15 protein-coding genes are annotated in these 11,420 nt (G+C 39.2%); 10 read left to right on the forward strand and 5 right to left on the reverse strand.

The annotated features are described in order from the left end of the window. Positions 1 to 196 precede the first annotated feature (196 nt). Genes AC1Q6O_RS13880 through moaA form a run of 3 tightly spaced genes read left to right on the forward strand, consistent with a single transcriptional unit; the run spans position 197 to position 2,393 of the window. Positions 197 to 544, forward strand: a complete 348-nt coding sequence (locus AC1Q6O_RS13880; RefSeq protein ID WP_492401520.1) for a Na-translocating system protein MpsC family protein — start codon at positions 197 to 199, stop codon at positions 542 to 544. A gap of 13 nt (positions 545 to 557) precedes the next feature. Then, positions 558 to 1,376 carry a formate dehydrogenase accessory sulfurtransferase FdhD gene (fdhD, locus tag AC1Q6O_RS13885; protein ID WP_375106265.1) on the forward strand — a complete coding sequence of 273 codons (819 nt, stop codon included), beginning with the start codon at positions 558 to 560 and terminating at the stop codon, positions 1,374 to 1,376. Continuing rightward, positions 1,377 to 2,393: a GTP 3',8-cyclase MoaA gene (moaA, locus tag AC1Q6O_RS13890; protein ID WP_492401522.1), complete on the forward strand. Its 1,017-nt coding sequence runs from the start codon at positions 1,377 to 1,379 to the stop codon at positions 2,391 to 2,393. Between the two features lie 46 nt (positions 2,394 to 2,439). On the opposite strand, the gene moaC is transcribed toward moaA, so the two are convergent. Genes moaC through AC1Q6O_RS13905 form a run of 3 tightly spaced genes read right to left on the reverse strand, consistent with a single transcriptional unit; the run spans position 2,440 to position 3,996 of the window. Next, positions 2,440 to 2,922: a cyclic pyranopterin monophosphate synthase MoaC gene (gene moaC / locus AC1Q6O_RS13895; protein WP_492401524.1), complete on the reverse strand. Its 483-nt coding sequence runs from the start codon at positions 2,920 to 2,922 to the stop codon at positions 2,440 to 2,442. Next, positions 2,915 to 3,505: a molybdenum cofactor guanylyltransferase gene (locus AC1Q6O_RS13900; protein ID WP_171365059.1), complete on the reverse strand. Its 591-nt coding sequence runs from the start codon at positions 3,503 to 3,505 to the stop codon at positions 2,915 to 2,917. Before AC1Q6O_RS13900 ends, moaC begins: the two co-directional genes overlap by 8 nt. Continuing rightward, positions 3,502 to 3,996 carry a MogA/MoaB family molybdenum cofactor biosynthesis protein gene (locus AC1Q6O_RS13905; RefSeq protein WP_492401577.1) on the reverse strand — a complete coding sequence of 165 codons (495 nt, stop codon included), beginning with the start codon at positions 3,994 to 3,996 and terminating at the stop codon, positions 3,502 to 3,504. Before AC1Q6O_RS13905 ends, AC1Q6O_RS13900 begins: the two co-directional genes overlap by 4 nt. Positions 3,997 to 4,171: 175 nt before the next feature. Between AC1Q6O_RS13905 and AC1Q6O_RS13910 the strand changes: the two genes are divergently transcribed. From AC1Q6O_RS13910 to moaD, 5 genes are read left to right on the forward strand one after another with little or no spacing between them, the layout of a single operon-like run. Beyond that, entirely contained in the window at positions 4,172 to 5,188 is a 1,017-nt protein-coding gene (locus AC1Q6O_RS13910; RefSeq protein WP_107922542.1) for a thiazole biosynthesis adenylyltransferase ThiF, read from the forward strand. A gap of 13 nt (positions 5,189 to 5,201) precedes the next feature. After that, positions 5,202 to 6,491, forward strand: a complete 1,290-nt coding sequence (locus tag AC1Q6O_RS13915; RefSeq protein ID WP_008178562.1) for a molybdopterin molybdotransferase MoeA — start codon at positions 5,202 to 5,204, stop codon at positions 6,489 to 6,491. Further along, a complete protein-coding gene (mobB, locus tag AC1Q6O_RS13920) occupies positions 6,455 to 6,979 on the forward strand; it encodes a molybdopterin-guanine dinucleotide biosynthesis protein B (RefSeq protein WP_107922487.1) in 525 nt (174 codons plus the stop codon). The genes AC1Q6O_RS13915 and mobB overlap by 37 nt, the downstream gene beginning before the upstream one ends. Next, entirely contained in the window at positions 6,976 to 7,452 is a 477-nt protein-coding gene (locus AC1Q6O_RS13925) for a molybdenum cofactor biosynthesis protein MoaE (RefSeq protein ID WP_492401527.1), read from the forward strand. The genes mobB and AC1Q6O_RS13925 overlap by 4 nt, the downstream gene beginning before the upstream one ends. Continuing rightward, a complete protein-coding gene (gene moaD / locus AC1Q6O_RS13930) occupies positions 7,449 to 7,682 on the forward strand; it encodes a molybdopterin converting factor subunit 1 (RefSeq protein ID WP_008178556.1) in 234 nt (77 codons plus the stop codon). The genes AC1Q6O_RS13925 and moaD overlap by 4 nt, the downstream gene beginning before the upstream one ends. 36 nt (positions 7,683 to 7,718) lie before the next feature. Here the strand turns inward: moaD and modB are convergent, their stop codons facing one another. Both modB and modA read right to left on the reverse strand, forming a co-directional pair. Further along, complete coding sequence (modB, locus tag AC1Q6O_RS13935; protein WP_008178554.1) at positions 7,719 to 8,375, reverse strand: molybdate ABC transporter permease subunit; 657 nt, start codon at positions 8,373 to 8,375, stop codon at positions 7,719 to 7,721. Positions 8,376 to 8,378: 3 nt separating this feature from the next. After that, entirely contained in the window at positions 8,379 to 9,164 is a 786-nt protein-coding gene (modA, locus tag AC1Q6O_RS13940; RefSeq protein WP_107922485.1) for a molybdate ABC transporter substrate-binding protein, read from the reverse strand. Between the two features lie 158 nt (positions 9,165 to 9,322). Between modA and AC1Q6O_RS13945 the strand changes: the two genes are divergently transcribed. Both AC1Q6O_RS13945 and AC1Q6O_RS13950 read left to right on the forward strand, forming a co-directional pair. Next, entirely contained in the window at positions 9,323 to 10,243 is a 921-nt protein-coding gene (locus AC1Q6O_RS13945; protein ID WP_008178550.1) for a substrate-binding domain-containing protein, read from the forward strand. 241 nt (positions 10,244 to 10,484) lie between these two features. Then, complete coding sequence (locus AC1Q6O_RS13950) at positions 10,485 to 11,078, forward strand: trimeric intracellular cation channel family protein (RefSeq protein WP_427421890.1); 594 nt, start codon at positions 10,485 to 10,487, stop codon at positions 11,076 to 11,078. Positions 11,079 to 11,420 lie beyond the last annotated feature (342 nt).

Below are 11,420 nucleotides of genomic sequence, written 5' to 3' on the forward strand. Positions count from 1 at the left end.
ATTCCATTTGTGCTATTATTATAGCCCTTTGCCGCAAAAGGAACAATATAAATCATAAATATTTTTACATGAGAATGATTATCAAAAACATTTTCCCTTTTATTTTTTAAAAAGTTACTATATGATTAACAAACTGTAAGGGTGACCCCATAGTGATTGCCTAAAAAAGTATAATGATGATGGGAGAATCATTACGATGTCTAAAAAAGTTCATGAATTTAACGATATGATTCGTAAATTACGAAAAGAAGTTTTTGGTAAAGGACCAGAACGTATTCATACGGTTTTTGTTGAAAATATGGCTGTCTCCACTTTATACGGGAATATCACCCCAACTGAAAAATTCATTGCGGGTTCACCCGAAGGATTGAAAATGGTTCATGCCGCAAGGACGAGCATGATTCAAGATTTATATGCACAATCGCCACCTGAGGGCATGGAAGAATTAATGGGCAGTAAATTACTCCATTTATTTTCAGATATTAAAATTGAAGAGGATTTTGCGATTTCAGTCTTTGTTTTTGAAAAGAATATAAGTGAATAAAGGAGGATGCCTTATGGAGAGAGCCGTTACGAGGAAGATTGTGCGGGTTCAGGGGCAGCAAGTGAAGGAAATAGATGATTTAATTGTCTCAGAATATGCTGTGACCGTAAAAATTAATCAACAAGAATTTGTCACGATGGTTTGTACGCCAGAATATGTCGAGGATATGGTCATCGGTTATTTAGCGTCTGAACGGGTGATCCGTAATTACGAGGATATTGAGGATATTTGGCATCAAGAACAAGAAGGCTTTGTGCACATTAAAACCAAGCATGTCAATCCTTACTATCAGCAAACGCAAAACAAACGCTATATAACGTCTTGCTGTGGAATGAGTCGACAAGGCTTTGTTTTCACAAACGATGCTTTAGTAGCAAAAAAAATGGAAGATATTCATGTCCAAATTACGACTGAAGATTGCTTTCGTTTAATGCACGTCATGCAGGAGACGGCTGATATATTTAAAAAAACAGGTGGTGTGCATAATGCAGCGCTATGCGATGTCAATGGCATTGTTTTAAGTCGCATGGATATTGGTCGCCATAATGCTTTAGATAAAATTTACGGCTATTGTTTACGTCAAAATATAAGTATGCACGATAAAATTATTGTTTTTAGTGGACGGATATCATCAGAAATATTACTAAAGGTATCTAAAATAGGCTGTGAAATAGTATTGTCTAAATCGGCACCAACCGAATTAGCCTTGCAATTGGCTGAGCAGCTTGGCATTACGACCGTAGGCTTTATTCGACAACAAACATTGAATATTTATACACATCCAGAACGCATCATCATGCCAGCACAGAATGTACGGAAAGAAGGAGATTAAATGACGGATCTACAAGACCAACTACGCAGACCGTTAAGAGATTTAAGAATATCCGTGACAGATCGCTGTAATTTTCGCTGTCGTTATTGTATGCCAGCAGAAGTATTTGGTCCAGATTATGCATTTTTACCGTCTGATAAAATATTAAACTTCGATGAGATTGAAAGATTAGTCAAAATCTTCGTCTCATTAGGTGTTAAAAAAGTTCGTATTACAGGTGGAGAGCCTTTATTACGCCGTGATTTAACGGAATTAATTGCCCGAATTCATCGCCTAGAAGGTGTAGAGGATATCGCCTTAACAACAAATGGCACTTTATTAAAAAAATATGCACAGCCATTGGCACAAGCAGGCTTATCCCGAGTTTCAATCAGTTTAGATTCACTAAACGACGAGCGTTTTTTTGAGATGAATGGACATCGAGGGAAGGTGTCAACGGTGTTAGAGGGTATTGAAAAGGCAGAGGAAGCAGGTTTACAAGTAAAAATTAATATGGTTGTTCAAAAAGGAAAAAATGACCAGGATGTTTTAGAAATGGCACGATTTTTTAAAGAAAAACAACATATTTTACGCTTTATTGAGTATATGGATGTTGGGAATTCGAATGGGTGGCGCATGGATGATGTATTGGCTAAAAAAGACATCATTGAGCAAATCCATCAGCATTCACCGCTGCAACCGATTGCTCCTAATTATCACGGGGAAGTGGCGACACGTTACCAATACAAGGATAATAAGGGGGAGATTGGTATTATATCATCCGTCACAGATTCCTTTTGCACTTCTTGCTCACGTGCCCGCCTCTCAGCAGAGGGCAAATTATATACTTGTTTATTTGCTACAGAAGGTACGGATTTAAGAGAGCTATTAAGATCAGGACAAGATGATACAGCAATTATTAATTGTATAAAAAATGTCTGGAGAAAAAGAAATGATCGCTATTCAGACGAGCGGAACGAACAGACGATGGCAAGCAGGAAAAAGGCTAAAGTTGAAATGTCTCATATCGGGGGGTAAACATGAAAAACAGAAAAAAATCGGCAAGATGCCGAATTTTTTCTGTTTATTTATGCGTAAAGGCACCGCTTTTTCCGCCTGTTTTTTCTACAAGATAGGTTTCTTTAATGACCATCGTTTTATCAACCGCCTTACACATGTCGTAAAAAGTGAGGGCAGCGATGGACACAGCTGTAAGGGCCTCCATTTCGACACCAGTTTTTCCATTGCATTTGACAGTAGCTTGAATGTGTAGCTCATAACCATGATCCGTTTTCTGATAATCAAATTGCAGATCCGTGCCCTGTAGCATAATAGGGTGGCACATTGGGATGATATCTGCCGTTTTTTTAGCGCCCATAATACCTGCAATTTGAGCGACTTGTGTAGGGTCACCTTTCTTGATACCCCCTTGCTGGATGGCCTGATAGACCTCATTGGATAATGTAATGGTACTGCGTGCTATGGCTGAACGCGTTGTTATTTCTTTTTCAGATATGTCGACCATTTTGGGACGACCTGCTTCGTTCCAGTGGGTAAAATTATTCATTGTTAGACTCCTTTGTAACTGTTTGTAGCCAATCATGATGAGCATTGATATTAATAAATGTTGGACAGTTCTCATTAAAAGGAACATAACTAACACGAAGCTGATCTAAAAGCACTTTCATACTCCGTTTGTTTTGTTCCATCAATTGTTTTGCTAAGGGTAGGGCAGTGCGTCGATATAAGGCTGCTAATGGCTGGTAGCGTGAATTTTGTTTTGGAACAATCGCATCATAAGAATCATTGATATTGCCTAGCATCTCTTCAACAAAAGGTGCATTCATATAGGGCATATCACTAGCGACGACAAAAAACCATTCTACCTCAGGAAAAGCTGTCAGTATATGATGCAGGGCAAAAAGTGGCCCTTGATGAGGCTGCTGTTCTATGATCCATTGTACATTCTCAGGACCAAAACTTGGTTGCAGGCTAGCGTTTGTAGCGATCACCAAAGGATGTAGCTGATTTCCTTGGAGAGCGTTGAGGCTATGCTTATATAAAGGCAGCCCCTCAAACGTCTCAAACATTTTCGGTTGACCATACCGAGAGGATTGACCACCAGCTAAGATAACACCTGCAACGTTCATAGACGATTCAATTCTCCAACAAAATGTTGTACGGTCGGTAAAATAAGCTTGGTTATGGCCAATGTCACAGCATTAGTAGAACCCGGTAAAACATAAATAGCCGTTTGATGGCGGCTGCCAGCTGTGGCCCGACTAAACATAGCTTTTGGACCAATTTCCTCATAGCTTAACGTTCGAAATAATTCTCCGAACCCCATCATTTCTTTTTCAAAAAGAGGGGAAATGGTGTCGTAGGTTTGGTCTCTTGGTGTAAAACCAGTTCCGCCAGTGACGATAATGACATTGATGTTGGCATGATTGCACCATTGATGAATAAGTTCTGAGATTTCAAGCGGTTCATCCTTTGCTATTTGGTAGTCAACTACTTCAAAAGCAGCCTCTTGAAGTAAAGAAAGAATGCGCTGACCCGCTAAATCATCTGCCTTTGTCCGTGTATCACTCACAGTTAAAATGGCCGCATGGATGGGTTGTTGATGATGTGTAGGATGCAAGGTAGAATGACCTCCTTTTCTTGCGTTATTGGAGTTTTTCACAAAAAAGGCTCCATTCGTGAAGTGAGGAACGAACACGAAATAGAGAAAAATTTTCTGAGTAAGTTTCACTTTATTATAATGCTATCGACGAAAAGGTCAAACGAAAATTCATAGAAGGAAAGGCAAAATGCTCATGAATAATAGATATTCGAGACAACAATTATTTAGCCCTATTGGACAAACAGGGCAGCAGGCAATGAAACAAAAACATGTCCTCATCATAGGGGTTGGCGCCCTAGGGAGTGCTAGTGCAGAAGCACTCGTGCGTGCAGGTGTTGGGAGATTGACGCTGATTGATCGAGATTATGTGGAATGGAGTAATTTGCAACGACAACAATTATATACGGAGCAAGACGCACAAGAGAAATTGCCGAAAGTGATCGCAGCGAAAAATCGACTGCAACAAATTAATGCAGAGGTGGCCATTCAGGTTGCTATTATGGATGCCTGTACAGAATCATTGCTACCGTTGCTAGACGATATAGATGTCATGGTAGATGCTACTGATAATTTCGATGTTCGCTTTTTGATGAACGATCTTGCACAACAGCATCGTATTCCATGGGTGTACGGTTCCTGTGTAAGTAGTTATGGAGCTACCTATACGATTGTGCCAGGAAAAACACCATGTTTACGATGTTTGTTAAAGGTAATGCCTCAAACAGGGATGACCTGTGATACAGTAGGAATTATTAGCCCTACAGTCCAAATAGTAGCGGCATATCAAGTAGCAGAGGTGTTAAAACTGCTAGTTGGCGATGAAAAGGCCTTACGAAAAAGCTATTTAACGTTTGATGTTTGGCAAAACCAACATTATGAAATCAACGTAGATAAAATGCGTCAGGATGATTGTCCAACCTGTGGTCACCATCCTACGTATCCATCTTTAGCTTATGAAAATCAAACAAAACTAGAGGTGCTTTGTGGTCGTGATGCGGTACAAATCCGACCGCCAAATCCGACTCACTACAATTTAGAGCAGTTGGCAGACCAACTTCGTACCTATGGTGATATTCAAATTAATCCTTATTTGCTATCTTGCCAAACAGAAGATTATCGCATTGTTATTTTTCAGGATGGGCGTGTAGTGATTCATGGAATTCAGGAGATCCAACAAGCAAAAACCATCTACTATCGTTTATTAGGATAAAGGAGTGTGCCAAATGTTAGAAAAGAGACAACCAATTCCAGTGTCAGAAGCTGTACATCGTGTAATGGATTATGCTTTTCAAGCCAAAAAGGAGTTTGTGCCATTATCACAGGCATATGGACGCTTTATTGCGGAGGATATTGTCGCCGATCATGACGTACCAGCCTTTGATCGATCCCCTTATGATGGCTATGCCATTCGTTCTATCGATAGTCAAGAAGCATCATCAGCACAGCCAGCCATATTTCAAGTCGTTGGAGAAATTGGTGCTGGCTTTGTTTACGAGGATGAAGTTGGATATGGCCAAGCAGTACGCATTATGACGGGGGCGCCAATACCAAAAGGATGCGATGCAGTTGTAATGCTAGAATTAACCCAGACATTCGTGGAACATCAGCAAACATTTATGTCGATTAAACGGGCGTTTACAGCAGGCACTAATATTTCTTATAAAGGTGAAGATGTACAGCAGCATACTGTTCTAATTGAAAGAGGACAATATATTAACCCCGGTGTCATGGCCTTACTAGCTACCTTCGGCTATGCGCAAGTGCCTGTCTTTCGTAAATTAGTGGTAGGTGTCATTGCCACTGGCAGTGAGTTACTAGAGCCAGAGGAATCTTTACAGCCAGGAAAAATTCGAAATAGCAATGCTTATATGATCATGGCACAAATTGAACGTACAGGTGCAGAAGTTCGATACTTTGGCAAATTTAGCGATGATCTTGATTTATGTATTCGTATCGTTGAAAAAGCATTACAGGAAGTCGATATTTTACTGACAACGGGAGGCGTTTCCGTTGGAGATTATGATTATTTACCGGCTATCTATCAAGCTATTGACGCTAAGGTATTATTTAATAAGGTGGCGATGCGTCCAGGAAGTGTAACAACAGTTGCTGCTAGAAATGATCAATTATTATTTGGACTTTCCGGTAATCCTTCAGCATGCTATGTGGGCTTTGAGCTATTTGTACGCCCTATTATTCGCACAGCATTTGGCAATCAACAGCCACATGTCCGCAGAGAGCAAGCTATTTTAGGGGCAGATTTTACAAAGCCCAATCCATTTACTCGCTTTGTAAGAGCTCGTGCATATTATGAAAATGGTCAGCTAGTAGCTGTGCCATCTGGTTTTGATAAATCGAGTGCCGTTTCGTCTTTAGCGTCAGCTAATGCATTTATTGTCTTACCTGGTGGCTCCCGTGGCTATGAAAAAGACATGCAGGTAGCAGTTTTATTGCTAGAAGATTTGCGAGGAAGTGAGTGGCCTTGGAACACCATCGAAAAATCATACAGATAGTTGGCTATCAAAATAGCGGAAAAACGACTTTGATGGAGCAATTAATCAAGCAAGCCACGTCAGAAGGGCTACGAGTTGGGACCATTAAACATCACGGGCATGGTGGAGCACCGGTAGAAAATTCTTCGAAGGATAGTAGTCGACACGAACAGGCAGGTGCTCGTGTTTCAGCAGTAGAAGGGGAAGGTACTTTACGGTTAAGTATTCACCAACATAGCTGGCAGCTTGCTGATATACTTGCGATTTATGCTAACTTTTCAATGGATATTATTTTGATTGAAGGATATAAAAGAGAAGATTACCCAAAAGTCGTATTACTACGAACAGCACAGGACTATCTGTTACTACAACAAATGTCTAATATCCTTTGTGTAATTTATTGGCCGAGCTATCCAATTGATCAAAACATAAGGATTCCAAGCTTTTCTATTAATGAAGAAACAGAATATATGGAATTTTTGTTGAATGAAATGAGGGAAAAACTATGACGACAGCCATGTTTGAAATTATTGATAAGCCGATTGATGTGGAGGAGGTACGGCACAAAGTACTTAGTCGAAATGCTGGAGCGATTACGCTGTTCATCGGAACTGTACGTGAAATCACACAAGGTAAGAAAACATTGTACTTGGAATATCAAGCATACCCAGCTATGGCAATTAAAATGTTTGAGCAAATTGCACAGGAACTAAAGCTGCAATGGCCAGAAGCAGAAATAGCGATTACACATCGTGTAGGGCGATTGGATATTACGGATATTGCCGTAGTCATTGCGGTATCATCCCCACATCGAAAAGTAGCCTATTTGGCAAATGAATATGCAATTGACCGCATTAAACAGATTGTGCCCATTTGGAAAAAAGAACATTGGGAAGATGGTACACAATGGATCGGGGATCAATTAGAAAATGTCCCGTATTCTGAAGGAAAACCCGCGATTGATGAGGAGGAAAAATTGTGATTAATATCTTATTATTTGCTCATTTACAAGAAGCGGTTGGTGCGTCAACACTATCAGTAGAACTGTCAGACGTGACGGTTGCTCAAGTAAAAGAATGGATGGAACAGCATTATCCTCAATTGACATTGCAGCAAATGATGACAGCCATTAATGAGGAATTTGCAATGGATACAACCATTGTTAGATCAGGTGACACAATCGCTTTTATTCCACCTATTAGTGGGGGATGACGAAAAAGAGGTGGCTGTTTAAACCAGCTACCTCTTTTATACTTTTAGAATATGAATGCTAAGAAGCATTAGGAAAGAAATAGCGATCATGCACAAAACCCATGTCCAGGCAAGGGTCATGTTCCCCGAATCAATGGCCATATAAATAGCCAATGGCGTTGTTTGGGTTTTTCCTGGAATATTACCCGCAAACATTAATGTGGCCCCAAACTCACCTAATGCACGAGTGAAGCTCAAAATTCCTCCTGAAACAAGAGCCTTTAATGCAAGTGGAATGGATACGAACATAAAGACTTGCCATTCGTTAGCCCCATCCACACGTGCTGCATGCTCAATATCGCAATCAATCGAAGAAAAGCCCGTTTTCGCCGATTGATACATTAAGGGAAAGGCAACGATGGTAGAGGCAATGACGGCTGCCCACCATGTAAACATGACAGGCTGATCAAAAAGCCAAATAATTAGATTTCCTAATAAACTATTCTTGCCAAATATAACGATGAGCAGGAAACCTACTACAGTTGGAGGTAATACTAAGGGCATCAGCAAAACCGTTTCCAGTAATAGCTTCCCCTTAAAATGATGGGTCGCCATCCATTTGCCCATTAAAATACCTGCCAATATAGCAATGATACCAGCAACAAAGGCAATTTCTATCGAAAGCCTAAGAGGAGACCAAAAATCGGTACCCATCCTTTATTGTGCTCCTTTAAACCCATACTTTTTAAAGACTTCCATTGCTTCATCACTTTGTAAGAAATGATAAAAATCTTCAGCCTCTTGTACATGCTTACTATTTTTAATGACACCAACAGGATAGATAATTGGTGTGTGTATTTGATCATCTGCAGTTGCAACGACTTCGACCTTATCTGATACAAGCGCATCTGTTTTATAAACAATTCCTGCATCTACATTTTCTGTTTCACTATAAGTAAGGACTTGGCGTACGTCTTTTGTATACACTACCTTGGATTCAAGTGACTCCCACAATTGCATATTTTTTAACGTTTCCACACCGTATTGCCCCGCAGGCACTGTTTCAGGTGTACCCAATGCAATTTTTCCTGCTTGTTTTAAATCTTTAAAGGATTGGATTTGTTTGTCATTTTTTTTAGGAACGATTAATACTAATTCATTTGCTAAAAGATCCACCCCCTGATTAGGATCAATCATCTCTTTTTCTACAAGCGCATCGAATTTATCTTCGGCTGCCGAAAAGAAAAGATCTGCAGGAGCACCCTGTAAAATTTGTTGCTGTAATGCGCCAGAACCTCCAAAGTTATAGAGAATTTTAATTGTATCGTGTTCTTTTTCATAAGCTGTTTTTAGTTCTTCTAGGGCATCTTGTAAACTAGCAGCCGCAGAAATGGTTAATTCAATTGGCACTTTTACTTGCGGATCTTTTTCTTCGTTTCCACAAGCAGCTAATAGACCAACTAGAATGAGTATGGATGCAAAGAAACTATAAAATTTTTTCACTTTATTTTTCTCCTTTTATAACTCGTTATAACAAGACATAACTAATTATAATAAGTTATAAGTGAAAAAGAAACCTGTAATTGGTAGGAAATTTCAAGATGTTCACACGTAAATAAATAAGTTACCATGTAAGAAGAGGCTTATAGGAGGAGAATGATATGTCACAAGAACAATCCTATACAATTGAAGAGGTTGCACAATTATTAAAGGTTTCGAAATTAACGGTCTATGATTTAGTGAAAAAAGGAGATTTGCCTGTTTTCCGAGTAGGACGCCAAATGAGGGTGGACCGTGCTGATTTACAGGGCTATATACAAAAACGTAAGACAGGTAATGCCGCATCGACGCCAGTAGTAGCTAGGCAAACAAAAAAACTTCCAAAAATGATTATTAGTGGACAAGATGTAGTGTTAGATGTATTAGCAAAATACATGGAAAAAAGACAGTCTAGTAAAGTATTGAGATCTCATGAAGGTAGTTTTAATGGTATCATGGCGATGTATAACGGGGAATGCGATATAGCCAGTTTACATATGTTTGATGGGGACACAGGAGACTACAATACACCCTATGTAAAAAAGATTTTTGTGAGCCATCCTTTTTTGCTCATTAATGTAGTGTCCCGTAGAGCAGGTTTCTATGTTCAGCAAGGAAATCCTCTCCAACTAGAATCCTTTAAAGACTTTAAGACCAAGTCATTTACGCTCATCAATCGTGAGAAAGGATCGGGTGCACGTACTTTATTGGATGAGCAATTGCGCATTCATCACATAGCTCCGTCTATGATTGATGGGTATGACAAAGAAGAAATGAGCCATCTCGATGTCGCATCGGCTGTAGCAAATGGGCATGCAGATGTTGGCATAGGGGTTGAGAAAATTGCTAAACTAGTAAACGTTGATTTTATTCCTGTTATTAGAGAGCGCTATGATATTGTGCTGTTAAAAACACCTGACAATCAACAATTAATTGATACGGTGAAGGAGATTTTGACTTCAGCAGATTTCCAATCTGAAGTGGCTGCATTAGGAGATTATGATGTTTCTCAAATGGGTCAGGTCATCTATGAAACACTGTAACTCAAATTATCGTTTGTATTTCTAGCATAAATGGTTTACAATTTTACTTGGAAATTTTATGGTCGTTGTGTTTTCTGTACATTGCAGAACGTCTATGAAATTTCAAATGAAGATTTGGTGAGATGGATAATTTAGTAGGTAAAACTGCTAGGATATTAGCCCACCATAAAATAGTTGGCGTCAAAGATGCGCAACTATTTTATGGTGGGCTTTTTACTGTAAACAAAAGGAGTTGGATCAGATGACGTGGACAGTGTTACACATTATTGGCATTATTGCCTATGCAATTAGCGGCGCATTTGTCGCCTTACAGGCCAAATACTCTTTTATTGGTATATTTGTACTTGGCCTAACAACCTCTTATGGTGGGTCCATTATTCGCAACGTTGTCCTTGATATACCTGTGTCCGATATATGGGAGCGACAATCCTTTCTAGTCGTTTTAGTGACGCTGACAACTATTTTATTTGTGAAAAGAAATTGGATACATCACTGGAACCGCTGGGGCTATTTCTTTGATTCAATTGGTCTTGCTTCTTTCGCAATACAGGGTGGATTATTAGCCAAAAGCCTAGATCACGATCTAGGGATCATTATTATAGCGTCCATGTTTACGGGTGTTGGCGGTGGCATGATTCGGGACTTATTGGCTGGTAGAACGCCTCTTGCATTAAGAGAAGAGATTCATGCCGTCTTAACATTTGTCTGTGGGCTTTGTATTTGGGCAGGGTGGAGCAGTCCGCTTGAATTATCAGTTATCGTTATTTTCATTGTGGTCATTCGAATGTTATCTGTGAATAATAAATTGAAGTTTCCTTTGAAATTTTTGCATTAACCCAAATTCTCTTGTGGACTTTAAATGAAAGAATATTTGCTGTATCTAGTACAAATGGTTTTAAGAAGGGAAATTTAAACGTTTAATTTATGATGTTGTTTTTCATCATAAAGGATATTCCTCTGCTGGTGTTGGATTGGTAATAGATCTTAGTAATCGAACATTCTAATATTTGTTCAATAAACATTCATGTTTATAACTATCAACATAGTATAATTTTGTTTTAAAAGGAATTCTAAATGGGTAGAATCCTTTTTTTTTGTGATTTTTTAAAGTGTTAACAAGACTCTATGGAAATACTCGTAGACTAAGAATAATTAGTGTTAAATATAACTGAATTGG

It is taken from the genome of Lysinibacillus sp. GW823-FHT06C08 (genome assembly GCF_058795135.1).